At 41.8% G+C, this 26,593-nt stretch carries 26 protein-coding genes and 1 rRNA gene; 11 read left to right on the forward strand and 16 right to left on the reverse strand.

Annotated elements, in window-relative coordinates; translation table 11 throughout:
• The first annotated feature begins 5 nt into the window (after window positions 1-5).
• The 3 genes from rrf to cysK all read left to right on the forward strand — a co-directional run bounded on the left by rrf (window position 6) and on the right by cysK (window position 2,003).
• A 5S ribosomal RNA gene (rrf, locus tag F3J02_RS13640) occupies window positions 6-120 on the forward strand.
• 149 nt (window positions 121-269) lie between these two features.
• On the forward strand, window positions 270-812 hold the full coding sequence (locus tag F3J02_RS13645) for a GNAT family N-acetyltransferase (protein ID WP_167250114.1): 543 nt from the start codon (window positions 270-272) through the stop codon (window positions 810-812).
• A 189-nt stretch (window positions 813-1,001) separates the two neighbouring features.
• The gene (cysK, locus tag F3J02_RS13650) at window positions 1,002-2,003 is read left to right on the forward strand and encodes a cysteine synthase A (RefSeq protein WP_078197425.1); all 1,002 of its coding nucleotides are present in this window, start codon (window positions 1,002-1,004) and stop codon (window positions 2,001-2,003) included.
• 54 nt (window positions 2,004-2,057) lie between these two features.
• Here the strand turns inward: cysK and F3J02_RS13655 are convergent, their stop codons facing one another.
• The 5 genes from F3J02_RS13655 to F3J02_RS13675 form a co-directional block, all read right to left on the reverse strand.
• Entirely contained in the window at window positions 2,058-2,600 is a 543-nt protein-coding gene (locus F3J02_RS13655) for a lytic transglycosylase domain-containing protein (protein WP_167250574.1), read from the reverse strand.
• 339 nt (window positions 2,601-2,939) lie between these two features.
• A complete protein-coding gene (locus F3J02_RS13660; protein ID WP_167250116.1) occupies window positions 2,940-3,503 on the reverse strand; it encodes a lytic transglycosylase domain-containing protein in 564 nt (187 codons plus the stop codon).
• Between the two features lie 315 nt (window positions 3,504-3,818).
• Window positions 3,819-4,037: a DUF2798 domain-containing protein gene (locus F3J02_RS13665; RefSeq protein WP_004656444.1), complete on the reverse strand. Its 219-nt coding sequence runs from the start codon at window positions 4,035-4,037 to the stop codon at window positions 3,819-3,821.
• Window positions 4,034-4,609 carry a flavodoxin family protein gene (locus tag F3J02_RS13670; RefSeq protein ID WP_167250118.1) on the reverse strand — a complete coding sequence of 192 codons (576 nt, stop codon included), beginning with the start codon at window positions 4,607-4,609 and terminating at the stop codon, window positions 4,034-4,036. Before F3J02_RS13670 ends, F3J02_RS13665 begins: the two co-directional genes overlap by 4 nt.
• Window positions 4,610-4,620: 11 nt before the next feature.
• Window positions 4,621-5,112, reverse strand: coding sequence for a DUF2938 domain-containing protein (locus F3J02_RS13675; protein WP_167250120.1), 492 nt, complete (start codon window positions 5,110-5,112; stop codon window positions 4,621-4,623).
• Window positions 5,113-5,193: 81 nt separating this feature from the next.
• Between F3J02_RS13675 and F3J02_RS13680 the strand changes: the two genes are divergently transcribed.
• From F3J02_RS13680 to F3J02_RS13710, 7 genes are all read left to right on the forward strand, one after another.
• Window positions 5,194-5,601, forward strand: coding sequence for a helix-turn-helix domain-containing protein (locus F3J02_RS13680; RefSeq protein WP_167250122.1), 408 nt, complete (start codon window positions 5,194-5,196; stop codon window positions 5,599-5,601).
• A 150-nt stretch (window positions 5,602-5,751) separates the two neighbouring features.
• Entirely contained in the window at window positions 5,752-7,008 is a 1,257-nt protein-coding gene (locus F3J02_RS13685; protein WP_167250124.1) for an esterase-like activity of phytase family protein, read from the forward strand.
• 84 nt (window positions 7,009-7,092) lie between these two features.
• Window positions 7,093-8,304 (forward strand): MFS transporter, encoded by a 1,212-nt coding sequence (locus tag F3J02_RS13690; RefSeq protein ID WP_167250126.1) that lies wholly within the window; start codon window positions 7,093-7,095, stop codon window positions 8,302-8,304.
• 192 nt (window positions 8,305-8,496) lie between these two features.
• A complete protein-coding gene (locus tag F3J02_RS13695) occupies window positions 8,497-10,767 on the forward strand; it encodes a TonB-dependent siderophore receptor (protein ID WP_167250128.1) in 2,271 nt (756 codons plus the stop codon).
• A 63-nt stretch (window positions 10,768-10,830) separates the two neighbouring features.
• Window positions 10,831-11,217 carry a hypothetical protein gene (locus F3J02_RS13700; RefSeq protein ID WP_167250576.1) on the forward strand — a complete coding sequence of 129 codons (387 nt, stop codon included), beginning with the start codon at window positions 10,831-10,833 and terminating at the stop codon, window positions 11,215-11,217.
• 206 nt (window positions 11,218-11,423) lie between these two features.
• A complete protein-coding gene (locus F3J02_RS13705; RefSeq protein WP_167250130.1) occupies window positions 11,424-13,805 on the forward strand; it encodes a YgiQ family radical SAM protein in 2,382 nt (793 codons plus the stop codon).
• A gap of 304 nt (window positions 13,806-14,109) precedes the next feature.
• Window positions 14,110-14,649: a DUF2726 domain-containing protein gene (locus F3J02_RS13710; protein ID WP_167250132.1), complete on the forward strand. Its 540-nt coding sequence runs from the start codon at window positions 14,110-14,112 to the stop codon at window positions 14,647-14,649.
• Here the strand turns inward: F3J02_RS13710 and F3J02_RS13715 are convergent.
• The 10 genes from F3J02_RS13715 to mdtD all read right to left on the reverse strand — a co-directional run bounded on the left by F3J02_RS13715 (window position 14,646) and on the right by mdtD (window position 23,895).
• Window positions 14,646-14,999, reverse strand: coding sequence for a RidA family protein (locus F3J02_RS13715; protein ID WP_167250134.1), 354 nt, complete (start codon window positions 14,997-14,999; stop codon window positions 14,646-14,648). The genes F3J02_RS13710 and F3J02_RS13715 overlap by 4 nt on opposite strands.
• 74 nt (window positions 15,000-15,073) lie before the next feature.
• Entirely contained in the window at window positions 15,074-15,277 is a 204-nt protein-coding gene (locus F3J02_RS13720; protein WP_005314689.1) for a hypothetical protein, read from the reverse strand.
• Window positions 15,278-15,341: 64 nt separating this feature from the next.
• A complete protein-coding gene (creD, locus tag F3J02_RS13725) occupies window positions 15,342-16,736 on the reverse strand; it encodes a cell envelope integrity protein CreD (protein WP_167250136.1) in 1,395 nt (464 codons plus the stop codon).
• Window positions 16,737-16,811: 75 nt separating this feature from the next.
• Window positions 16,812-18,278 (reverse strand): two-component system sensor histidine kinase CreC, encoded by a 1,467-nt coding sequence (creC, locus tag F3J02_RS13730; protein WP_167250138.1) that lies wholly within the window; start codon window positions 18,276-18,278, stop codon window positions 16,812-16,814.
• A gap of 13 nt (window positions 18,279-18,291) precedes the next feature.
• Window positions 18,292-18,597 carry a hypothetical protein gene (locus F3J02_RS13735; RefSeq protein WP_167250140.1) on the reverse strand — a complete coding sequence of 102 codons (306 nt, stop codon included), beginning with the start codon at window positions 18,595-18,597 and terminating at the stop codon, window positions 18,292-18,294.
• 42 nt (window positions 18,598-18,639) lie between these two features.
• The gene (gene creB / locus F3J02_RS13740; protein WP_167250142.1) at window positions 18,640-19,356 is read right to left on the reverse strand and encodes a two-component system response regulator CreB; all 717 of its coding nucleotides are present in this window, start codon (window positions 19,354-19,356) and stop codon (window positions 18,640-18,642) included.
• Between the two features lie 303 nt (window positions 19,357-19,659).
• Window positions 19,660-20,727, reverse strand: coding sequence for a DNA polymerase IV (gene dinB, locus F3J02_RS13745; RefSeq protein WP_167250144.1), 1,068 nt, complete (start codon window positions 20,725-20,727; stop codon window positions 19,660-19,662).
• Window positions 20,717-21,478: a GH25 family lysozyme gene (locus F3J02_RS13750; protein WP_167250146.1), complete on the reverse strand. Its 762-nt coding sequence runs from the start codon at window positions 21,476-21,478 to the stop codon at window positions 20,717-20,719. The genes dinB and F3J02_RS13750 overlap by 11 nt, the downstream gene beginning before the upstream one ends.
• A 10-nt stretch (window positions 21,479-21,488) precedes the next feature.
• Entirely contained in the window at window positions 21,489-22,457 is a 969-nt protein-coding gene (locus tag F3J02_RS13755; RefSeq protein ID WP_167250148.1) for a hypothetical protein, read from the reverse strand.
• A 49-nt stretch (window positions 22,458-22,506) separates the two neighbouring features.
• Window positions 22,507-23,895, reverse strand: a complete 1,389-nt coding sequence (gene mdtD / locus F3J02_RS13760) for a multidrug transporter subunit MdtD (RefSeq protein WP_167250150.1) — start codon at window positions 23,893-23,895, stop codon at window positions 22,507-22,509.
• A gap of 164 nt (window positions 23,896-24,059) precedes the next feature.
• Between mdtD and F3J02_RS13765 the strand changes: the two genes are divergently transcribed.
• Window positions 24,060-25,856 carry a choice-of-anchor I family protein gene (locus F3J02_RS13765; RefSeq protein ID WP_167250152.1) on the forward strand — a complete coding sequence of 599 codons (1,797 nt, stop codon included), beginning with the start codon at window positions 24,060-24,062 and terminating at the stop codon, window positions 25,854-25,856.
• Between the two features lie 57 nt (window positions 25,857-25,913).
• Here F3J02_RS13765 and F3J02_RS13770 read toward each other — a convergent pair whose 3' ends face one another.
• Window positions 25,914-26,537 carry a TIGR00730 family Rossman fold protein gene (locus tag F3J02_RS13770; RefSeq protein WP_167250154.1) on the reverse strand — a complete coding sequence of 208 codons (624 nt, stop codon included), beginning with the start codon at window positions 26,535-26,537 and terminating at the stop codon, window positions 25,914-25,916.
• Between the last annotated feature and the right edge of the window lie 56 nt (window positions 26,538-26,593).

Here is a 26,593-nt window from a genome sequence, read left to right on the forward strand (position 1 = left end):
AGTTTGCTGGCGACAATAGCAAGAGTGAACCACCTGATCCCTTCCCGAACTCAGAAGTGAAACCTCTTAGCGCTGATGGTAGTGTGGCACTTGCCATGTGAGAGTAAGTCATCGCCAGCTTTTAAATTAGAAACACCCCAATCTCGAGAGAGGTTGGGGTGTTTTTTATTGCGCGGAATTTTATTTATTCTAATTAGATTTGACTAAAAACTTTCATACTCTTCCTTTTCTTGCTTAAGATATAAATAATTTGAATTGAGCATCAGTTCATGCAATTTAAAATTATCAGCGCTCAGGATCTGCATAAATTACAGCGAGAACAGATTGCTGAGTTATGCTTTACAGCTTTTGATGAAGATCCTTGGAGTCAATATGCCTTCATGCAAACGGCTTCCCATCTAGTCGGTATATTGGATGAAAAGATTGTATTGCACGCTCTATGGACGGATCGAATGTTCATTGTTAATGACAATACCAGTGTAAAAACTGCTTATGTGGAATATGTGACGACTGATTACAGGATGCGGGGGAAGGGGCTTGCATCACAATTATTAAGATATTTAATCGATGCTTTAACTACTTTGGGTTATGAACTTACTGCATTACAGCCTGAAGATGATGGATTTTATAAAAAACTAGGTTGGACTTCTTGGTCGGGGGATCTATATATCAAACAAAATGCCTCTACTTATCTGACAGATGAGCATGAAATTCTGTTGTATCCATTGAGTGTAAAGCTGAAAGAGTTACTATCACATAACACAGCTGATGATGCTATTTGCGCGGATTGGAGAGAGGGCGAACTTTGGTAGTAAAAACTATGTAGGGCATTCATATTTAATAAAATTATTTCAAGTAAAAGACCGCATAAAGATAAGAATAGGTTGGTATTTCACTTCGATAATTTATAACTTTTCATAAATCTTACGTTTTCTACTTTCCTCCTTGGCTGACAAGCCTATAATGATTGAGAATCATTCCAAATCTAATAAGGAAATAACATGTCGACCGATCAGCAATTTCCAACACCTGCCAACCTAGGTATCGCAGTTTATTCAAATAATGCCGAAGCGATTGGTAATACACCTTTAGTTCGTATCAATCGCCTCATCAAAACGGGTGCAACGGTACTGGCAAAAGTAGAAAGCCGTAACCCTGCATTTTCAGTAAAATGTCGTATTGGTGCAGCGTTGATTGCAGATGCGGAAAAACGTGGTGTACTTAAAACAGGTATGCATATTGTTGAGCCAACCAGTGGCAATACAGGCATTGCCTTGGCATTTGTTGCAGCAGCAAAAGGTTATCCAATTACCTTAACTATGCCTGCAAGTATGAGTTTAGAGCGTAGAAAAGTATTAAAAGCATTAGGTGCAGATCTGGTTCTGACTGACCCAGCCAAAGGTATGAAAGGTGCGGTGGATGAGGCTGTTCGTTTAGCCACTGAAAATCCTGAACAATATTTCTTGCCGCAACAATTCGAGAACCCAGCCAATCCACAGATTCATACCGACACCACTGGCCCTGAAATTTGGCAGGCAACCAATGGTCAAGTGGATATCTTAGTTGCTGGTGTAGGAACTGGTGGAACTATTACAGGTATTTCACGTTATTTTGAGCAAGTTCAAAATAAACCATTGTATTCAGTTGCGGTTGAACCTGCGGAATCACCAATCATCACGCAAACTAAACGTGGAGAAAGCATCACACCTGCACCACACAAAATTCAAGGGATTGGTGCGAATTTTATTCCTAAAAACTTAGACTTAGATCTAGTTGATGAAGTGCTGCCAGTGAATAGCGCAGATGCAATTGAGTGGGCAAGAAAGTGCGCAACCCAAGAAGGGATTTTAGTCGGCATTTCTAGTGGTGCAGCATTAGCGGCAGCAGCGCAAATTGCTGAACGTCCTGAAAATGCAGGCAAAACCATTGTGGTGATTTTACCGGATAGTGGTGAACGTTATTTATCTTCTGTCTTATTTGAAGGTTTATTTGACGAAGCTTAATTTCGTTATTCAGCCCATAAAAAAAACCATGCTTTAAGCATGGTTTTTTTGATTTTAAAGTGCTTTTTTCAAGTTTTTTTCGTGATGTTTAACCGAACGAGCATATTTCTTGGCTTTATGCCGCGTCCAAAAACTGCGTTCGTAACCTGTCGGTCCGACATTGTAATAGGCCACTGCTTTAGACCAACTGCCAGCAGATCTATAGTAGGTCGAGAGCACATGTGCACCACAGTTAATATTGACATTCTCATCATAGAGATTGCCAGGGCAAGACTGACGCCAATGGCTGGAAATAATTTGGGTTAAACCGATCGCCCCTGTTGGTGAGCGCGCTGAACTGTTGTAGTTCGATTCTTGACGGATCAGGGCGGCAAGTAGAGTCGGTGATACATCATAGCGCTCAGCACTTTGGATAATCATGGGTGATAAACGATTTGCTGTGCTAGGCGAAACGGAATAGGCATTTTGTAAGCCTGATGAAAGTTGATTCGAGCGATTGGCAAAGGATCCGCTTAAACTGCTACATGCAGATAGACTGATTGCAAGCACAACAAGGCTGAGCTTTAAAATGATTGATGCAAATGGTTTAAAAGCCATATGTTGATCAGAAGAAGTCGATGTGATGTGCAAAACCAGAATCCGATACCAAACAGAAGTATAAGGATGGTATGCACTCAGTTTAGGGGAGTCAATAGTAGTTATTTTACGGTCATGGTTGGATTTGAGAGGGTCATAAAAAAAGCCCCGACATCCTGTCGAGGCTTTCTGATATTTGGTTTCTTGCCGCCAACTCCTGTCAACGACCACATCCTGTGTTTCTTGTTGTTCTGAATGAGACATCCTGTCTCTCTATACTTGATATATTAGTGAATTTAGCTCATTCGGTATATTCGGCAATCACCGCAGTTATTGTAGGTTTTTGCTTACAACAGGGCTTTATAGTGCTTCTTTTAAACTTTGTTCATGGCGTTTGACTGAGCTGGCATAGCGTTCAGCTTGCTGACGCATGTATGGACTTCTTCGATATCCTGTAGGGCCAACATTGTAATAGCCGAGGGCTTTTGACCAATCACCTGTCGATTGATAGTAATTCGCTAAAATGTAGGCACCACAATTGATGTTGACGTGTTCATCATATAAATCACCAGGACAGAACTGTTGCCAAAATTTTGGGCGTACTTGGGTTAAACCCACGGCATCTGCTGAAGAACGTGCACGAGTTCTATAGCTAGACTCTTGACGAATCAGTGCAGCCAATAAATGTGGTGAAATATTGTGACGCTCAGCCGTTTGCAGGATGATTGGAGCGACCCGATTTGCGGTTGTTGGTGATACGGAAAAAGCATTTTGAATACCAGAAGATAATTTTTGGGAATGATTTACCGTAGGTACTTTGGTTGTCGTACACGCGACAGTGAAGTAAGTACTTAAAAAAATGAGACTCAATTTAGCAAAAGTAATGTGAAAGCGAGAAAAAGAAAATTTTTTGTAAATTATCATCGTAGAAAAATTTGACCGTCATTGATAAAACATGCGGATGGTAGGGAGCAAGTTGATGACAGTCAATGCAATCTATAGAGGTAAATCGTTTAGTTTTAGATATTAAGCTGAATAAAAAAGCCCCGACATCCTGTCGAGGCTTTCTGATATTTGGTTTCTTGCCGCTAACTCCTGTCAACGACCACGTCCTGTGTTTCTTGTTGTTCTGAATGAGACATCCTGTCTCTCTATGATTGATATATTAGTGAATCTATCTCATTCAGTATATTCGCCAATCACCACAGTTACTGTAGGCTTTTACTTACAAAGTGCAAATCAGCGTTTCTTTAGAATCCAGCCCACCAATCTTTGTGCAATTGGCGCGCAGACCAATACGCTAGGAAAGGCAAACATCCAAGCCACGATCCATGCTGACATCCACATCGCAAAGAAATGATCGATAAAACCCACTGCCTTTAATGTAGTGATGCCAGAGATTAAAAAAGACATCATGCAGGATAAAATCAATGGGAATAAAAGACTTGCTGCTTTCACCTGAATATCACTCCTTGATATGCACTTAAGTAGAATGCAAAATTTTTCCCAAATAGCTGAGCCGTTTTAATATCACCAAAATCAAAAGCATTTGCCGCACTGGCATGTTCAGCTTGTGCCATAAGACCTGACCATGACCCGAGACGATTGGCAGCTTGTGTATATGGAACACCTTGATGCTGCTCAGGTAAAATTGGGTTGCCCACCCATATCATACCGTGTTGCATTGCAAAGGTGAAAAGTGAAATCAAGGTGGATTGCTTATCGCCTGCGGGCAGTGAGGAAACAGTAAATCCAGCGGCTAACTTTCCTTTAAATGCCTGCTTCTTCCATAATAGGCCAGTGGCATCCATCAGTTGTTTCAATGTGCCAGAAACTCCACCCAGATAGGTTGGTGAACCCCAAATCATTCCATCATAGGGACAGAGTAGCTCGGGTTGAGACATCAACTGTTCAGCGGTGAATAAATCAATTTTAACCTGTTCAACTTGTGCTGCTCCGAGTTGAATCTGTTGGGCAATAAATTGGGTATGACCTTGACGGCTATGATAAATAACGGCAATTGATTTCATGGTTTGATCCCTCAGTGAAACAGTGCAAGCAATTGAGCGCTGAGATATAAACCACAGCCAAAAATACCGTGGTTAATCAGACTTCGTAGGCAGTTGTGCAAAGGCTGTGCGGTTTTAGATGAGGCAATACCTGCGCCCATGGCCGGTTGCATGATGAAAAAGGGAATGAGCACTGTAATCACCCCGAAAATAAACGCGGAGCTAAATTGAGGCTGCCGTAACCATACATCTCCTACAATCAGGATAAAGCTGAGCGCGAAGAGGATGCCGACACTGTAATGTGCCAGCCAACCCAAGGCATATTCCCTTTGAATGGCAGGGCTTTGCGCAATCGATGTATGGATGAATTTGCCTCGAAACATCCAACCGACCCAACGACCCAGTAAGGCAAAATTTAAGGTGGGCTGATTGAGTTTTTTTAAAATAAATAGCCAAATATCCATGATCAGCGTGGCACCAACACCCAAATATAGGATTTGAAATAACAGTTCAGCAGTATTCATTTTTTCACCTTGATCTTTTCTGGATAAAACGCGATAAAGATAGTGTGCAAGTTCAAGTCAACTTGAAGTCAAGGGGTTTTTATGGATATTGGAGAAGTTGCTAAACGGGCAAATGTGACGACCTCAACCTTACGCTTTTACGAAGAAAAAGGCTTAATTAAATCGATTGGCCGCCATGGATTACGTCGACAATATGGCAAGCACGTCTTGGATCAATTGGCATTGATTGCTTTGGGGCGAGCAGCAGGTTTTTCCCTGAATGAAATTGCGCATATGTTTGGGGAAAGTGGTCAACCCGAATTGGACCGATTCATGCTGAATGAGAAAGCAGAGCGGCTGGAACAAATGACCCGACGTCTGCACTTTATCAGCCAAGGACTGAGACATGCTGCGGTATGCCCTGCAGAAAATCATATGCAATGCCCAACCTTTCAAAACTTTTTAAAAGCTGCGATTGCTGGTGAATATCAACCGATCAAGCTTGAGTAAGGTGAGTGCTGCGGTAGTGGCGGTGATTGCTAAGATAAAATGTCGCGTAGCATTGTCATCTTTTCGCCATAAAGACTTCATTTTATTGCAGTAAAAGCGTCATAAAAACTTGTTTTAATTTGCCTAAATTTTTACCAAATGTATAAAATGATGAACAAGAAAACTTTATTGGCCTTATTTTGCTGTAGTGCTTTGGGTTTAACTGCCTGTAATAATGATGACAATAATCAAGATCAGAATACATCGACAGACAAAGTCACAGAACCTACGCTGATTTCTTTCGCCAAGCTTCCTGTCGCAACCTATGCCGTTGGACCAGATTCAGGTAAAGCGGTGAGTGGTGCCAATGGCATTTATCCTCCTTTTAAAGGGCAACCCGTACAAGGTTTTTCTGCTGCCTTAAAAAATGAGGATGGCAGTTATATGGCCATGGCCGATAATGGTTTTGGCACGCTGGATAACTCTGCTGATTTCTTATTACGCATTTATAAAATTAAAGCCGATTTTAAAACCAAAAGTAAAGGTACAGGACAAGTATCCGTACAAAGCTTCATTCAATTACGTGATCCAAATAAACGGATTCCTTTTGAGATTGTGAATGGCAATACGGCAGAACGCTTATTGACTGGGGCGGATTTTGATCCTGAATCGATGCAACGTGCGCCAGATGGTACCTATTGGATTGGTGATGAATTTGGCCCATTCTTGCTACATTTCTCAGCAGATGGTGTGTTGTTAGATGCTCCGATTGCTTTACCAAATCCATTTAATCCGAGCCAAGAGTTACGCTCACCGCAAAATCAACTGAATAAAGCCAATATCAATTATGTTGAGCCATTGGTGGGGCGCAGTAGTGGTTTTGAAGGCATGGCGATTTCACCAGATGGCAAATACCTGTATCCGCTACTGGAAAAGCCATTGCTGAATGACTCGACAGGTAGACTGCTGATCTCGCAATTTGATCTTCAGAAGAAAGCCTATACGGGTGTTTATTATTGGTTCGTACTGGATAGTAAAGCCACCAATATTGGCGACTTCCAACTGTTTAATGACAAAGAAGGCATCATTATTGAGCGCGATGTGAGTCAAAATAATCTCGGCGGCCATAAGAAACTGATTCGGATTAAATTCAATGAACCGAAGCAGGTGGTGGCACGCGAAGACTTGGTCGACTTAATGAAAATTGCCAATCCAAATGGGCTGTATGGCACAGCACGTGAAGGGGATATTGGTACAGGCAAGGTGTTTGCCTTCCCATTTGAAACCATTGAAGATGTGATTATTGAAAATGGCACCACTTTGACGGTATTGAATGACAACAATTTTCCAGGTTCATCGGGCCGCAATGCCAAACTTGCCGATGATAATGAAATGATTCAGATTCGCCTGCCTAAAGCATTATTTTAATTTTAAACATTTGATAAAAATGACCGAAATGATCATTCCGCATTTCGGTCGAAGGCGTATACTGATCGGGCATAAGGAGTTCCGATGTCTGAATCAGTTATACGCCCAACCCATATTGAATATGGTTCGAAATCGTTTACTGCGATTTTATGGTCATTGTTCTTTGCGGGTTTCGCGTCATTTTCCTCGTTGTACTGTGTACAGCCGATGATGCCGATTTTTGCAGAATTCTTTCATGTCACCCCGACCCACAGTAGTTTCCCCCTTTCTTTTTCTACCATCGCGTTGGCTATCGGTCTGCTATTTACAGGCTTTATTTCTGATCGTTTTGGGCGTAAACCGATTATGGTATTTGCCTTATTTCTGGTCTCGATTTTATTGCTGATTAGTGCTTCTTTTCCGATTTGGGAAATCTTTCTTAGTACTCGTGTTTTGATTGGTCTGGCGGTCAGTGGGGTTGCCGCAGTGGCAATGACTTATATTGGAGAAGAGATTGCGCAGAAAGATATCGGTTTTGCCATGGGGCTTTATATCTCAGGCACAGCGATTGGTGGCATGGGTGGGCGTCTGATTGCAGGGGTTTTGGTTGATTTTATTTCTTGGCAATCAGCAACCTATATTATTGGTTTTCTGAATTTTGTGATTGCCTGCTTATTCTATCTGTTATTACCTAAATCACAGCATTTCAAACCATTTCCGTTCCGATTCTCACGTTTTAAAGCAGCATTTGAGCAAAATCTAAAAGACCCGAAACTACGTATTTTATTTGCCCAAGGTTTTATTTTAATGGGCTGCTTGGTCACGGTCTTTAACTACATCAGTTACCACTTATTAGAAGCACCGTTTCATCTATCGCAAACATGGATTGGTTTGATTTCGATTGCCTATCTGGCAGGGATTTATAGCTCACCTAAAGCCGCACAATGGGGCTTTAAATATGGGCGCGATAAAGTGTTGCCTGTATTACTGGTGATGATGATTATTGGTTTATTGATTACCTTGATTCCGTCGCTTTGGAGCATCTTACTGGGTCTCACTATTTTTACTTTTTCATTTTTTGCGGCACATTCGACAGCCAGCAGTTGGGTTTCTGTTCAAGCTGTTCAGTATCGGGCTGTCGCATCTTCACTCTATTTATTTTGCTATTACATCGGCTCAAGTTTGCTTGGCAGTAGTGGAGGGTTAGTTTGGGAAAATTATGGCTGGACGGGGATAAGTCTTATGGTGGTTGTGGTTCTAGCAATGGGGCTATTTTTAGCGTTGCGGTTAAAGTCCAAGACTCTATTATTCGAATAATTGGAGAAGATATTTAGAGAGTAGTTTTATTTCGGTTTTCTAAACAGTCAATGTTTCCTGAACAAAAGTTGAGTCTCCTTTATTTACAGCGTTGATAAGCTAAAGCAGAAAATAATGCATAAAATATGAACATAAATGTTGTTTAAATGTAAAATATAAAGATAATGATTCTCATTTTAAATGGAGAATCTCATGCAGTATCCTATCTCTCAATCTCGAATTTTTCCTAAAAGTATTATTTATCTTGCACTCTATAGTTGTTGGATCGGTACAAGCTACGCAGCTACGGAGTCAACAACCACACAAACAGATGTATTACCGACTATTGTGGTCACAGCGGAGGATGGTTTAGAAAATAATTACACCAAGAAAAAAGCCAGTACATCAACCAAACTCAACCTCAGTATTAAAGAAACACCTCAGTCGGTTTCTGTGATTACTCAAAAGCAAATGGAGGACATGGGCGCAACCAATTTAGGTGAAGCTTTATTAAATACTACAGGGATCATTTTAACGGGCGATAACACCGAACGCACCAACTTCTCAATACGTGGTTTCAATATGGGAGATGGATGGAACTCCAATTTGATGCAATATGATGGTGTTGCAGTCAATGCGACTAATGTGGCTTCTTCAAAGCCAGATATGGCGATGCTGGAGAGTGTTGAAGTTTTGCGCGGTGCAGCAGGCTTATTACAAGGTTCAGGAGAGCCGGCTGGTACAGTGAATCTGATTCGTAAAAAACCAACAGCAGATTTTCATGCTAGCGGTGCAGTGAGTTATGGCTCATGGAATACTGTTCGTGGGGAAGTCGATGTTTCCAACCGTTTGAATGAATCTGGGAGTGTAAGGGGGCGACTGGTTTTAGCTTATCAAGACGGTGATTCATGGATGAAAGCTGTCACACGTGACAGCAATTTACTTTACGGGATTATCAGCGCAGATCTGACAAAAAATACTTTGCTGAATTTTGGCTATTCCCAACAAAAAGAACATGCGGTGCCAGTGAATAGTTTGCCACGTTATTCAGATGGTTCTGATATAGGACTGGATAGGAATAATTGTGGTTGTGATTATCGAGACTTTTGGGACAAGAAAAATAGCCAGGCTTTTATTGATTTAACTCATCAGTTTGAGAATGGATGGATGGTAAAGGGTAGTTATTTAAGAGCTGATATCGATATGGATATGGCCTTTACCAGTCTTGCTTTTGCTAACACAGGTGCAATTGATAAGAATAATCCGAAGGCAACAATCAACAAATATGGCTACCGTTATAACCAGCAACTAGATGTATTCGATTTCTTTACTAAAGGCACATTTAGCTTGTTAGGACGTGAACATGAGCTTGTTGCAGGGATCAATCACCAGAAAAGTGATACTCCTGGTCAGTGGAGTAGTTGGGATACCATAATGGCAGATGGCTCATTGTGGGATCGACAAGCCAAGACTAAACCTGCTGGTGTTGAGCAAATGCTAGTGAATGTATTTAGTTTTAGCCCTTACAACTTGCCTTATGCTGCGCCGCGTTATGATAAAGATGGCGGTCGTTCATATTTAACAACCGAGCAAACGGGATTTTATCTGACCACTCGTTGGAACTTAGCTGATTCATTAAAATTGATTACAGGCGTACGTGAGAGCCAATTCAAATATGACTCAGAATATCAAAGTAATGTTACAGGTCAGTTTGTTGATAGTCGTGCGGTTCATTATAAGAAAGATAATATCTGGACGCCTTATGTGGGTTTAACTTATGACTTCAATGATACATATACGGGTTATGCAAGCTTCACTGATACTTTTGTGGTGCAGAATGTCAAAGATCGTAATGAGAAATTGCTTGACCCAGTTCAGGGCAACGTCTATGAAATTGGGGTAAAAGGGAGCTTTAATGATGATAAGCTAATTGCCTCAATTGCTGCTTTTAGAACCAACCAAATCAATCGTGCTTTCCAAGATCAGAGCAGCAAAGGCCAGTGTGCTTTTAATGGTGGAGAAGGGTACTGTAATGTTGCTGCTGGAGAAGTAATTAGTGAGGGGATTGAAACGGAACTACGTGGGGAAGTATTACCACATTTAAATCTTTCGGCAGGCTATACTTACAATACGACAGAATATAAGAAAGATGTGAGCAAGCAAGGTCAGACCTTCAATGAAACCACACCTGAACATATTGCGCGTTTATTTGCGACTTACAAGTTAGCGAACAATCTAACCGTTGGTGGCGGGGTCAATTACCAAAGCGAATGGCTAGTCGGACGCTATGGTTCTAAGCCAGCGAAACAGGAAGGCTATGCATTAGTTAACCTGATGGCGAGTTACCCTTTGAGTGAAAATATTACGATTGCTGTTAATGCCAATAATGTCCTTGATAAAAAATACTACTCGTATTTAACAACGGATTCTAATCGTTATGGTGAACCAAGAAATATGAAGCTCACGCTGCGCGCTAAGTTTTAATATAAGGCCTCATGGATGATTGTTGCTTCACAATCATCCATTCAGATGATGGGTCAGGTGTTTATGAGATTTAAGAAACTGCTATATATCATCATTTTGCTGATCGCACTGTTGATCAGTTTTTTTGCTGGTGCTTTAACTGCGGGCTTTAATTATTGGTTTCAGCCCTTAGTCCACATGCAAATCTCAAATCACAGCGGGCAAACGATTAGTAAGCTGAAGCTACATGTGGAAACAGCAGGTGTGCAGCATGAGATATTTTTCCAGCCCTTAGAAAATAACAAGACGATAGAAACGCAATTCTTCGTAAAGGGTGAGGGCGGATATCGTTTAGAAGCAACTTTGGCGAATGGTCAGACCATTTCAGAAGGTCAAGGTTATATAGAATCGGGTTATACGGTGAAAGAGCTGATCCGATCGAATGAAATAACGAGTCAGGCATCATATTGATCACAAAGTGTGGTCTGATTGCTGTTATTGATATTTTGATTAAACTTTATACAAATAAATTGTTATCTCCTTGTTCCTGAATGTTTTATAAACAGGGAAAATGAATGAAATTCATGTTAAAATGATCGGCTTTCATTTTAGGGGTTAAAATACAACCAACCCCGATAAATGTCTCTCCTTCATCTGCTAGCCGAGATTCGCAAGCTATGTCTACTGCCTATACCATGCAGACTGCGCCTAAAGCGCTGTTTGATTACGACAAATATTGGGCGTCGTGTTTTGAACCCGCACCATTTTTGCCGATGTCACGAGAAGAAATGGATCTACTCGGCTGGGATGCATGTGACTTTATTTTAGTTTGTGGCGATGCTTATATTGACCATCCATCTTTTGTATCTGGTGTGATTGGACGTGTGCTTGAAGCACAAGGTTTCCGTGTTGGAATCATTGCGCAACCAGATTGGACCAATGTAGAAAGCTTCCGTGTTTTAGGTAAGCCAACCATTGCATGGGGTGTGACCGCAGGGAATATGGACTCGATGATCAACCGTTATACGGCAGATCGTAAAATCCGCTCTGATGATGCGTATTCACCAAATAATGAAGCGAATAAACGTCCAGACCGTGCTGCAACGGTTTACTGTCAGCGTTGTCGTGAAGCCTTTCCAGATGTTCCAGTGTTATTGGGTGGTATTGAGGGCAGTTTACGTCGTATTGCACATTATGATTATTGGTCTGATAAAGTCCGTCGCTCAATCTTGATGGATTCAAAGGCTGATTTGCTGATGTATGGCAATGGCGAGCGTGCGATTATCGACGTGATGCATCGTTTAGCCAAAGGCGAAAAAGTTCACGAGATTACCGATGTCCGTGGTACTGCATTTATTATTAATAAGCACAATAAAGCATCGAAAGCAAAATTTGTTGAAATTGCCAGTAATGACATTGATACCATTGGACGTGTGGATCCAATTATCAACCCCTATGTCATGACTGAAGATATTGATGGCTGTGAAGTTGAAAAAGAAAAAGGCAACTCCTTGGCACAGTATCAAAATTTCCAAAAAGAATTTGTGGCAAATCCAATCGTACGTGAAGGTGATCAGCTCGATCCTGATACCCAAATTGTGCAGTTAAAGCCTGCTCCATCAAAAGCAATTAAACATAAATTACCACCACGTGAATTGGCGGTAATCCGTTTACCTTCTTTTGAAGAAGTTGCGGATGATCAGGTGCTTTATGCCCATGCCAACCGTATTTTGCATCTTGAAACTAACCCTGGTAATGCACGGGCTTTGGTACAGCGTCATGGTGAGCGTGACGTCTGGATCAATCCACCGCCAATTCCTCTCACTACTGAGGAAATGGACTATGTATTTGATTTACCTTATGCACGCTTACCGCACCCATCTTATGCGAATGCACGTTTCCCAGCATTTGATATGATCAAGTTCTCGGTCAATATCATGCGTGGCTGTTTTGGTGGTTGTACCTTCTGTTCGATTACCGAGCATGAAGGTCGTATTATCCAAAACCGCTCGGAAGATTCGATTTTACGTGAAATTGAAAAGATCCGTGATACTGCACCTAACTTCACTGGGATTATTTCGGACTTAGGTGGACCAACGGCAAACATGTACCGTTTGCACTGTAACGATCCTGAAATTGAAAAGAATTGCCGTAAACCATCGTGTGTTTATCCAGGTGTTTGTCAGAACTTACATACCGACCATGCACCTTTGGTTCAGCTTTATCGTAAAGCACGTGAAATCAAAGGGGTGAAGAAGATTCTGATTGGTTCAGGTCTGCGTTATGACCTTGCGGTCTTAAATCCTGAATATGTGAAAGAGTTGGTTCAGCATCATGTCGGTGGTTACCTGAAAATTGCGCCTGAGCATACCGAAAATGGCCCATTATCGAAGATGATGAAACCTGGTATCGGGACTTATGATCGTTTTAAGCAAATGTTTGAGCGTTTCAGTAAGGAAGCAGGTAAAGAACAGTATTTAATTCCATACTTTATTGCTGCGCATCCGGGCACGACGGATTACGACATGATGAACTTGGCGATTTGGTTAAAGAAAAATGGTTTCCGTGCCGATCAGGTGCAGACCTTCTATCCATCGCCAATGGCTACTGCGACCACAATGTATTATTCAGGCAAGAACCCATTGTCTAAAGTGGCGCGCTATACTGAAAATGTGGATATTGTGAAAGGCGAAAAGCGTCGTCGTTTGCACAAAGCATTCTTGCGTTACCATGATCCAAATAACTGGCCTTTATTGCGTGAAGCTTTGAAGGAAATGGGACGTGCGGACCTCATCGGAAACTCAAAACAGCATTTGATTCCAACTTATCAGCCACAAGGGACTGCTGAAGGTGAATATAAATCGGCACGCAAAAAGAATTCATCTGTTGCAGGGGATTCTGCAAAACGTGGTCAAGGCCAATCTCGTTCGCAGTCAGGTCAACAACGTCCGCAAAAAGGACAGGTATTAACCCAACATAATGGTTTACCACCACGTGAAACGGGTGAGAAAAGACCATTTTCAGGAAAGCCAAAGTCTAAGACCAAAGCACATCGTTAATTTTGTATTGAAGAGGGCATGAGCGTTCATGCCTTCTTTTTTATGCCTAAATTGTCATGTGATCACAATTTGATCGCAAAACTATCGCCTATAGAAACATAAACTGACAATAACGACTTGAATCTTGGATTGTGAATGATTATAAATAAAGTGCAGAGGGCTATTACGACTTTGGTCGTCTAGGAAAACACGATTAAAAAACTTAAGTTTGCACTGCAAAATGACTTTGCTATCGATGTTCTTGATTAAAAAAATTGGCATAAAGCCAAAATGATTATAAAAAATCTAAAGGGATTAGTTAGAAATGTATTATTTTATAACAACAGTTGGGTTGCTGTTGATCACAGCACTTGCACTTCGTCGCCTACAACAAAATAGGCGTCAGGATAGTCCGTTAAAACGCCGCGGTATTTTGAATATCGCAGAACAAATTACCTTGATGCGCTTACAAGCTGTTTTACCACGTCATACCGTGTTGGCACATGTTTCTTTTGATGCCTTACTGACCACTAAATTTGCGCATACACGTCGTAAATATCAAGGTTTGGTTGCGGATTTTGTCGTTTTAGACCAACAGCATCAAGTGCTTGCAATTATTGAGATTGCAGACGAATCCTATGTCAATCGTCTGCATCAAAAGCACTATCAAGACAGTTTGCTTGAATTGGCAGGCTATCGCGTGTTGCGTTATAGCAGCATTCCAACTGAACAGGAACTCAGAGAGGATCTAGTGCCTGATCTGTTTGAAGCTGCACCTGTAGCAGCTTCAACCACAAGCTCAATGTCGATGCCTAAAGCAGATCGCATGCTGAAATATAACGATTTTGCAGTGAAATCTTATTAAGGCAGAACAGCAGTCACGGTCATTTCAACCAGTACATCAGGTGCATAGAGTTTAGATTCGACGCAGGTACGTGCTGGGGGATGCCCCTCAGCAATCCATGCATCCCATACTGCATTCATCGCTGCATAATCTTTTTCAATGTCTTTTAAAAAGATCAGCACAGATAAAATATGGGTTTTATCTGTGCCTGCTTCTGCCAATAAACGATCAATATTATCCAATGTTTGCTGTGTCTGTGCGGTTACATCAACGCTGGTATCATCCGCCAATTGGCCTGCTAGATGAACAAGATTTCCTGAAATTGCAACTTCGCAATAACGTGATGTGACATGAAGGCGTTGCACAGACATAGTGATTCCCAAATCGAAAAGTATAGTGGGGATTGTACTTGATGCTATTCAGCTGCAATGTAATTTTCTATAAATCAGGCTAAAAAACTTTCTATTTCCATTAAGTTACGATGTTTGAAAACCAAAATACAGCGTTGTTGTGGGCAAATAATAATATTCCCCAGATTCAGAAATTGGATTTTGGCTTGCCGTAATTGATTCAGACAGCTTGCAATCGAGCTATGTAAGGGACATAGCTGTTTAAGTTGTTTTAAGGCTAAATAAGTTGTTTGGTACATGGTGTTATTCCTTATCAATGCAGTGAAAGGAGCGAAGACATTACTTCGCCCCGATGTATTTTTATTAGCTTTGTTGTTCGGATTGGTACCAGTTGACATGACGGGTGATGAACATGACGCAGGCAATCAGGAAGAAGGACAGGATGGAGCCAAATAAGAAGGTCTTACCACTGGATTGCAGTAATAGATACATCATGCCGTAGAGCACACCGAGCAAAATCCCGAATAGCAGCGCAGGTTTAATCCCTTTGACCACAAAATATAAATACCATGTGATGAGACTGATACAAGCGATTGCTGCTGCTAGATAGGCGATTGAAAAGGCGTAATATTCACTGATCGAAAGTAGCAGAACAAAGAAAACCCCTTGTGCCATAGCAACCAGTGCATATTGCACAGGGTGGATTTTGAGCTGTTTTAAAACCTCAAACAGAAAGAAGCAACCAAAGGTAATGATGATCACCATCACGCCGTATTTAATGGCACGATCGGTTTGGGTATAGATATTTACAGGTTCTAGGAATTGAGTCGAAATGCCAGAGATAGTTGCTGGCGTGCCTGTATCGTATGTTTCTGCCGCTGTTGTTGGTAGTGGATCCTGAGCATTTAAAATTTTATAAAAGCATTGGCTATTTTCGCACAGCGACACATTTTCTAAATTACGTTTACCCAGTGCTATATTTTTCCAGTCTGCTTGAAATTGGTGTTTTTCACTGGATTTTTTAAAGGGTAGGCTTTGTCCATCGTATTTGACGTCACCCCAATTACCTGTGGCTTGATAGGTCATTTCATAACTGGTTGGAATGAAGCTGAACTCACTGAGCCCTTCAAGCTCGAACTGCAGGCCAAATTTAAAACCCTGTTGGAACTTTTGCACCAGTTCAGGGTATTGCTTCGCTGTCAGATGCATCAGGTCAAAACCGCGTTGTCCTTGGCTTTGCTCAGAAAAGTCGAACTTATAGGCTTTGCCATCAATATTGAAGATTGGTTTGGCATTCAGCCCTCGCGCATCTTGGATCGGGAAAATAATTTCAGCCTTTTCCCATAGATAATCACGTTTTGTTTCGTTATCGATGGCCTTGAATGTACCTTTGCCTGACATCAAGTTTTGATAGCTGATCGCTTTATAAATATTGCGTCTATAAGTACTGTCCGAAACCTTAAATTGTGCATTCCAGTCGGTCGTTTCAGCTCCGATAGCAACGAACAGGGTTTGCGTACAGGGATAGCTTTTCTTTTGTTCATCGGTACAGGTGGTTTGCACTTGATAGGGTAGTTTTAAATAGGGTGCAACAATTTGCTGTGGACGAATTTGTTCATTGGCAATGTCGCGAATAACTTGTTGTTGATAGCTTTGGCGTTCTGAGACCAAGCTCGAAATAAAAAACAAACCAATATAAAAAATCAAAATCAGGAACAGAATGGCTCCGATTTTAAGATTGATAAAATTGCGACGCATATGAAATTCCATGGTCATTAGGATATGACTAGTATCTATATGCGATATGTGCTTCGAATGAGTTCGGCTTGAAGCTTAAGTGAAGTTTGTGTGAAGTGTGAGGGTCAAGAGCACACCAGATTGATGTGTTGCTAAGAAGCCGAGGCGATTCGCTTCAATATTTTGGATGCTAATCTGACCTTGGTGTTGCTGAATAATCTGTTGGACGATACTCAGCCCAATGCCGGTACTGCGTTGCTGATTATGCGGACGCGGTAGAGAAAAGTAGGTCTCAAATACACGGTTTAAGGCATAGTCAGGAATCGCATCGCCCTCATTAAAAAACAGCAAGGTGATGCTTTGATGGGCTGGGTCTTGCTGAAGTTGCACCGCGATTTTTCCTTGCGGTGGGCAGAAATCTCTGGCGTTATCTAACAGATTATTCAGTGCTTGTTTTAGCCAAAAGGGATCGGCATGGATCGAACAGTATTGGGGCAGATCAAGTTGTATTTGGATCTGTTTCAGTTGCAAAGCAGTATGCTGTTGCTGAAAGCATTGTTGAATGAGCTCGTTTAGGTCTAAGTCTTGAAACTCTAAAACATGCTGATTTTTTTCGAGGCGCGTTAGTAACAACATTCGTTCAATCAAGGACTGTAAACGCTGACTTTGCTGCATAATATGATGGGCAAACTGTTGCTGATCCGCCAGTGGTAAATCATCTTGGAGTAATTCAGCGCTGGCTTGAATCGCAGTGAGGGGGCTCTTGAGTTCATGGGTCAATGTATTGACATAGTTCTCCACATAGCCACGATCTTCCAGTTTTTCCCGCATTTCGCTCAGTGCTTGAGTCACTTGATTGAGTTCTTTAGCGGAATAAAAGAAAGGTGCCTGATTCACGGGTGCCAATGCCTGTGCATAGCGTCGGACGCGATCAATACTATGTCTTAGCCAATACGCTACCATGCTCGCCAATAATAAGCTGAGCGCTGCAATCCAGAGGGCTTGATAAATTAGTTGCTGTTCAGCGCGCTCGATATAAGGTTGTACCGACTGATTGGGTTTACCAATACTGACCACACCGAGCAATTGCTGTTGGTAAATAATCGGAGCTGCAATATGCATGACACTGCTATTGCGATCATAGGGATTGGTTGCCGTTGAACGTGCGCCGTATTTGCCGCGTAGTGTTAAGTAGACATCATTCCATTTCGAATAGTCTTGCCCAACAGCTTCGCCTTCCGAGTCGTAAATCACGATGCCTTTGGGATCAGTTATGTACAGTTGTTGGTTAATCTGTTCTTTGCGATGCTGCCAAATGGTGGCATTCAGTTGACGAGATAAAGCTGCCTGAATTTTTTGATCAAATTCTGGTGTATCCACCTGATGGTGATAGACATCTTCCGCAATCAGTTGGGCAATGATATTGGCATTTTCAGCGAGGGTATCTTCAACCACTTGTCGTACATTGGGTTTGACTTGCTGGGTCAGGGTATAAGCGATAAAACCTAGGCTCAGTACCACCACCAAGCTAAAGAAAAACCAGATACGGACAAAAATGGACATATTTTGATAGCCTCTAAATTGAGGATGGAAATGGGAGCATTATTTTTTCTGCTTCAATTTCTAAAAGATCACCAGATTGAACTTCTATTTGTATAAATGAATTCCCATTTTCTAAAATGGAGAAGTTTAATATCTGATTTATTGAAATACTTTCACCCCACTCATTTTTTTGGGAGATATTAAATGTTTTAAATCTTTCCGCAATTAGCATTATATCTTCTGATTGGTTGTTTTTTAAATGAATCGTAAGATGAGATTGGATCCAATCTAAGTGAATAGAGATGAGAGACCAATCATGCATACTTATATTTTTTTCCATAATTGATAGTCTAGCTGTTGAGATTATATTTAGAAACAGACCTTAGAATTGCATCAAACTATAGCCAAAGCCACGATGGGTGCGAATCGGATCATCATGTGGGGTAATTTGTTTGAGCTTTTGCCTTAAACTTTTAATATGGGTATCGACTGTACGTTCCAAACTATGCTCTGGATGTTCCCAAATATGATCCATCAATTGTTGACGGCTAAATACCTGTTCTGGATGTTGAATCAATAAAAATAACAAGCGGTATTCATAGCGAGTCAGTTGTAGTGCTTGTTGATGATAATTAATTTGCAAGGACTGTGGGTTACATGACCAGATTGCTGATTGCAAAATGACTTCAGTTTCTGGTGTTGGTACAGATGTTGTAACAGGCTGAGCCTGAACTTCCATCCTGCGCCAAATCGCTTTGATTCTTGCCACAATTTCTCGTGCGCTAAAGGGCTTGCTGCAATAATCATCCGCACCAATTTCTAGACCGACCACTCGATCAATTTCATCATCACGTGCTGTTAAAAATAGCAAAGGAGTTTGGTCTTTCTGACGCAGTTTTTTACAGACTTCAAATCCATTTAGGTCAGGTAAGCCGACATCTAAAATAATAAAATCAAAAGATTGTTGTGCCAGTAATTGTAATGCTTGGGTTCCTGTATTGGCCCAGCTCACCAGCCAGCCTTCACGCTCAAGCGCATAACGTAGCGGCAGGACAATGGCGGCTTCATCTTCGACACAGAGAATTTGTTTTTGCTTCATAAGCGAATCGTAATCGTGAGTATTCTAGTTTTATGAACTGAGTTTAACTGAAGTAGCCAAGGAGAGCAGGATTAAATTGAGATATTTATAGGGAAGGGGGCTTGATAAAGAACACTTGAAGTGCCCTGTAATATTCGGATTTGATCGTCACGCCAACCACAGGAGCAGATGCTAAAAGTGAGGATTTCTTTAGCAAAGCAAGTCACACGGATAATGTTATTGCGCTGTTTAGAGTACTGAAAATTGGATAAAAAGCAAACATAAATTTCAGTCAGTATTGTATGGTTGTACAAAAAAACCGCATCACCATAAAGAAAGTTGTGATTCTTCCTGTAGCGGTTGTAATTGATAAACACCTACCCCAACCAGACGAAATTGAAATTCTGGGTCGATATGCATTTCATCGAGCAGTTGTAATAGCACTTGTCCCAAGTCTTGTTGCGATTGCAGCGCCTGCTTAAAGCTTTTACTGTGCTGTAAGACTTGGAAATTTTTAAGCTTGAGTTTGACGGTTACACCACGGGCAGTCAGCTGCTTTTTATTCAGGCTGCGCCAGACTTGTTCAGTCAATGGCTGCCATGCATGGCTGCATTGAGCAAGAGTGTAATCATCGTCAAAAGTAATTTCCTTAGAAATCTGCTGACGTTCCCGTTCAGCTTTGACTGGTCGATGATCAATGCCTTGTGCATATAAATACAGTTGTTTGCCGTACTTTCCAAAATGATGAATCAGCACATTTTCGTCGATTTTTTGCAGATCGCCCAAGGTATGTAAATTCAGTTGCTGCAAGCGTTCTTGAGTGACTTTGCCTACTCCAGGAATTTTATTCAAGGCTAAATCTTGGATAAAACGTAGCACCTGATTGGGTTTAATCACAAATAAACCATTAGGTTTGTTCCAATCCGAGGCAATTTTTGCCAAAAACTTATTTGGTGCCACGCCCGCAGAGGCGGTTAGTCCTGTGACTGCAAAAATATCAGCACGGATCTGTGTAGCGACTTCGGTGGCACTGGCAATATTTTTTAAGTTTTCAGTCACATCCAAATAGGCTTCATCTAAAGAAAGCGGTTCAATTAAGGATGTGTATTGCTGAAAAATCTGATGAATTTGAGCAGAAACTTCGCGGTATTTTTCAAAATTCGGTTCGATCACGATGACTTGCGGACAGAGTTTTTTGGCTTGTCCCATCGACATGGCAGAACGGAGTCCAAAGACACGGGCAGGATAAGACGCTGCGGCAATGACGGCTCTTGGATGATGTGAGGAAATCACCACAGGTAAATCTTTTAGCTCGGGGCGATCTTTGAGTTCAACAGAGGCATAGAAGGCATCCATGTCGATATGGATGATTTTGCGTAACTCATTTGGCATCTTCAATGCCTTGTGCTTTCAAAAAAATCCGCCATTGTTTTGGCGATTCGGCATAGACATTTAAATCCACGGCTTTGGGAATACCGTCGATTTTGCCTTGGCTGCTATGCTGCCAAAACAGCCATTGTCGACCATCTTTGAGTTCAGGTTTACCTTCATAATCACGAACCCAAAGTGGGGTCTGATTAAAGTTTCCCATCAAAACAATGTGGTAAAAGCTTTTGGAAATATAAAAAATCGGTTGTTTGCCATAATGTTTTTGCAGTTGGTCATGCATGACCTGAATTTCTTTGAGTAGCTGCTCTTTGGTATAAGTGTTGATGCAATTACTGTCGTATTCCAAATCGATCACAGGCGGCAAGGCATCGGCTTTTTTCGGAACGGTCGCAATAAAATTTTCAGCTTGTATGGCACCATCACGACACAGGCGATAAAAATGATAAGCACCCACATGCAGGCCTTGTTCACGCGCCTTTAACCAATTTTGTTGAAAGTTGCGATCTTTAAAATCACCACCTTCAGTTGCTTTGAGATAGACGAATTGATATTGCATCGGTGAGATTTTGTTCCAGTTAATCTCACCTTGATGATGAGACACATCAAAGCCACGGATGGAATAATCTTGTGCCGAGGCCTTTTGCTGATAGAACAAACCAAAGTAACTGACTACACCCAACATGACGGCTAAACCGATACTGGCGTAAGTCGGATAATGTTGAGTGCGTGGAAATTTTATCGATTTTTTTGCCATATCATTTGTATTATGCGATGTCTAAGCGAGTGTCAGATTTACAGTATTGGTCATGTAGAGATTGTACTCGCTTCGCCTTCATGTGGGTCACCTGACTGCCTAATTGTGCCACAAATTTGCATGATGCATAGTTCTCAGCTTGTTTCTGATAGTCTCGAACCCAGTTTTCACGTATCACTAAACGTGCTTCGCTGACGGGCCAGACCCCGAGTGCTAAGCGATTCACACCAATTCGCCAAGGTTTTGGGCTGATTCTGGCTCGGAAGCAATTCTGATTTTTACACATTCGGACGTAGTTGGGATCTGCATGAATGGCGTTAAATAATAATTGAGCTTCATTACTTTTAGGTTCAAAGATCTGATGCATTACCAGCACACGATAACCTTTTGGCGTGAGATAAACACGTAAATGCCATGTGGGATGCTGTTGAGAGAAATCCTGAATCGATGACAATGCACGCTGTTCAGGAGTTCCAAACAACTTGCTTTGTAAATAGAACAGTCCTTTGCCAAGCAGCCCTGCCAAGATGAGGGAAACAATCAATCCGATTCCCAAGATCATCCATGAACCAAAGTAAACAGCCCCAATACTCGCGAGCAGCATTAACAATGAAAAAGCCAACAAATATAGTCTAAAGCGAGGTACGTATTCGAAATCGATAGCTGCAAATAACACATCTGGGGTATTTAAGCATAATGCGCCGTAGGAGTTTCGCGTGATAATGACATCATCATGCTGAGCAATAATCTGTTCTCTGATTGGTACACCTTCGGCACCATTGTAGGGAACTTTATGGTCGATTCTTCGGATATTTTCGCCGACCTTGATCCTTTCAATTGCTTCGGCTACACGTTGCTCGGCATGCGATTGTGCTGCTGCAAGGTTTTGATCTGACCAACCAAAGCGTTTAATGGTGTATTGTCGCCCTGCAATCTTGGTTCTTGTTTTGGCCTCTGCCCAATGTTGGGGAACGATCATTTTACTTTTCCTTATTCTGTTTATTGGCTCGAATTCTAGGTTCTTCGCTTTAATCTGTAGTTTCTTTGGGGATTTGCCAAAATACCAGTGCGGTAATGATGTTAATACAGCCAAGTGTGATCAAGGTGGCATGGAATGCCGTACTTAGTGATGCACTTGAGAGGTGTTGCCCAAACACATTAATCAGTGTCCCTGCCAACGCTACCCCGATACTCATTGAAAGCATCATAATCATGGATAAGAAGCTATTGCCGCTGCTGGCATCCTGTTGTGCTAAGTCTTTCAGGGTCAGGGTATTCATGCCGACAAATTGTAGCGAATTGAGTGTACCGAAGATAAACAGGTGTAGCACTTTCAACCAAAGCGGTGTCGCGGCTGTCATCAATGAAAAACTGGCGATGCACAAACCAACCAAGACGGTATTGGTCAGTAGAAAACGACGATAGCCGACCCGTTGAATCAAAGGGCGAATAATCGGTTTGGAAAATAATGAACCCAAGACCATTGGAATCATCATTAAGCCAGTAATGAGCGGCTCGAAACCAAAAGCCACTTGTAACATCAATGGCAAGATGAACGGAATCGCATTACTGCCGAGACGGGCAAAGAAATTGCCAAGTACGCCAATCGAGAAAATTTTGTAGCGAAATAGGCGACCATGAAATAGCGCATTTTGATGCGTATGCGCATGGTAGGCATAGCCTATTGCTGCAAACAATCCTGCAATGAGTAGACCAATACTGATCAGGCTGGAATATTGAGATGAAGCAATATTTTCAATCCCTAAAGACAGACCAACCATTGCGACCATTAACAGGATAAAACCGCTTAAATCGAAGGATTTGACTGTTGGCTCTTTCTGGTTCGGCATGACTTTAAAAGTCATGATCATGCCGAGTAGACCCATTGGCAGATTAATCAAAAAAATCCAGTGCCAGGTTGTCACTTCAACTAGCCAACCACCCAAGGTCGGTCCCATTAATGGACCAATCAAACCTGCAAGGCTCATCAGACTCATGGCAGACAGAAATTGGGAGCGTGGGATCAGTTTTAATAAAGCCAAGCGCCCTACGGGCATCAGCAAAGCACCACCGATGCCTTGAATGACGCGGAAAAATAATAATTGTTCTAGGTTTTGTGACAAGCCACAGCCAAGCGAGGCCAAGCTGAAAATCACCATGGAACTCAGATAGATATTACGAATACCGAAGCGATCAGCCAACCAACCACTTAAAGGGATACATGCTGCAACCGACAGCACATAGGCCACAATGACACCATGCATTTGCAGGGGATTTTCATTGAGTTGTACTGCCATGGCAGGAATTGCCGTGTTGACGATGGTGGTGTCCAAGGCTTGCATAAAAAAGCCAATCGAGACCAAGAGCACCAACATTCGGAATTCAGGCTGTACCGCTTGATGTGTTGTCGTTGTCATGAGCCATGATGGATAAAAAGGCAGTTTTAGTTTAATGCAACTGTGCGTGAAATAAAGCCTAAAATTGTCAAAGAGTGGTCATGAAACTGACATTAAAGTGTCATCGAATTTGCATCACCAACGACTAGATTAGCCATACAGAATAAATTGTATGGAATTTGATCATGAAATTTAAGATTTCAGTGTTACTGACGGCATTACTGTCGGTGGGGTTAGTGGCGTGTAATGATGACAACGACAATCACAAAACAAACACTCCAGTAGAGGAAGTGGTCGAAGCAACGCCTGAAACGATTAAGTTAAGTTTATTGGGGCGCTATGAAACCAATGTTTTCGCTAAAAGTGCTGCTGAAATTCCCGCTTATGATGCCGCTAGCAAACGGCTCTTTGTGGTTAATGCCCAAAAGGGCTTAGTCGATGTCTTAGATGCATCTAAACCTGAAAAGCCAGTTCATCTTGCAGAGCTTTCTGCCCGTACTTATTTAGCCAATTCGGAAGTGAACAGCGTTGCGGTTAAAAATGGCATTGTTGCGATTGCGGTCCAAGCCGAGAAAAAAACTGATACAGGTATTGTGGTATTTTTTAATGCCAAAGACTTAAGTTTTATCAGCAAAGTTGCCGTAGGTTCATTGCCGGATATGTTGACTTTTAGTCCAGACGGTAAAACTGTTTTGGTCGCCAATGAAGGTGAACCAAATGATGACTACTCAGTTGATCCTGAAGGTTCAGTCAGCATTATTGATATCAGCAATATTCAACAGCCCAAAGCCAGCGTAGCGGACTTTCAGGCATGGAATACACAAAAGGCAGATTTAATCACTAAAGGTGTGCGTATTTTTGGACCAAATGCGAGTGTGGCTCAGGATTTAGAACCAGAATATATAACCATTTCTGCAGACAGCAAAACTGCGTGGGTCACGCTGCAAGAAAACAATGCGATTGCACGAATAGATATCGCTCAGCAGAAAGTCACCGATATTTATCCATTGGGTTATAAAGATCATGGGCAAATTGGTAATGAACTGGATGTCAGTGATAAAGACAAAAAGATCGATATCAAAACATGGGCTGGTTTGGTTGGTATGTATCAACCTGACTCGATTGCCAATTATCAAGCCAATGGTCAAACCTATTTGGTTACTGCGAATGAAGGTGATGCAAGAGCTTGGTTAAAAGATTCAGATGCATATTTTGGCGGTGATACCAGCAAAGGTTTTGTCGAAGAAATACGTGTGAAGGATTTATTCAAGAGCAGTGGTTTTACCAATAAAGTGAAAGACGAATATCCAGCACATTTGCAGAAAATTGCGGTGGGCGTCAAAGGTGCGAGATTGAATGCCGCAGTATTTGGTTATTGTGGGGCAACGACAACAGATGCAAAAGGATGTCGTGAAGATAGCCAATTAGGCCGTTTAAAAGTAACTTGGACCAAGGGTTACCAGATGTCTGCGGATGGTACGCCAAAACTGGATGCAGATGGTTATTTGGTCTATGACAAGCTTTACGCTTATGGTGCACGTTCATTCAGTATCTGGAATACGCAAGGTCAAATGATCTGGGACTCTGGTAGCGAATTCGAAAAGAAAATAGCAGAGCTTTTCCCGAATTACTTTAATACTGATCATGAGGAAGTAGCGTTTGATAAACGAAGTGCAGCTAAAGGTCCTGAGCCTGAGGGTATTGCTATCGGTACGATTGGGAAGAAAACTTTTGCTTTTATTGGCTTAGAGCGGATGAGTGGGGTGATGGTGTATGACATTAGCACACCGAATAAACCGAAGTTTATTGAATATTTTACGACGCGTAATTTTGTTGAAACCGATGCTGCGAAACAGGGCGACTTAGGACCTGAAGGCTTAATTTTCATAACAGCAAAAGACTCACCAAACGGCAAGCCTTTATTGGTGGTGGGTAATGAAGTCAGTGGTTCAACTGCGGTATATCAAGTGAATGTACAATAAGTCTTAGATATAAAAAAAGCGGGTCGATGTGATCCGCTTTTTTTATATGGGGTGGTTTTAAACTTCAATATGGCTGGGTGTATTTAAGTTTTTAATCACACTTGAAATCTGTTCCAGTGTTTCACAAATAATCACTTTGGCACGGTGCTGCGGTGGTAAGAAGCCTTCTTCGACCGCATGATCAAGCTGTGCAATCAAGGCATCATAAAAACGGTTTACGTTATAAATGATCATCGGTTTCTGGTGCTGGTTGAGTTGTCCCCAAGTGGCAATTTCCAGAATCTCTTCAAAAGTTCCCAAACCACCTGGTAGAGCAATAAAGGCACTGGCACGTTCAGCCATTAGGGCTTTGCGTTCATGCATGCTACTGACGATATGCAGTTCGGTCAGTTTATGGTGGGCAATTTCATAATCCAGCATAAATTCTGGTATCACACCAACTACTTCGCCACTATGTTCCAGTACGGTATCTGCCACTTGTCCCATCAGGCCAATACTGGCACCACCGTAGACTATACCGAAGCCTTGATTGGCAATATGCTGGGCAAGTTCAATGGCCTTGTCTCGGTAAATTGGCTTGTTGCCTGTACGTGAACCGCAATATAGCGCAATAAGAGATTGGGTGGTTATGGGAGTCGGGTTAATGCTTTTTTTCTCTGTCATTCTTAATACACTATTCATTCGTTTATTTTCACCTTATCATTTTCATTGTGCTTGTCTAGGCTAAATCAGGTTTG

Origin of the sequence: Acinetobacter sp. Tr-809 (assembly GCF_011753255.1) — a bacterium.
GTDB lineage: Bacteria > Pseudomonadota > Gammaproteobacteria > Pseudomonadales > Moraxellaceae > Acinetobacter.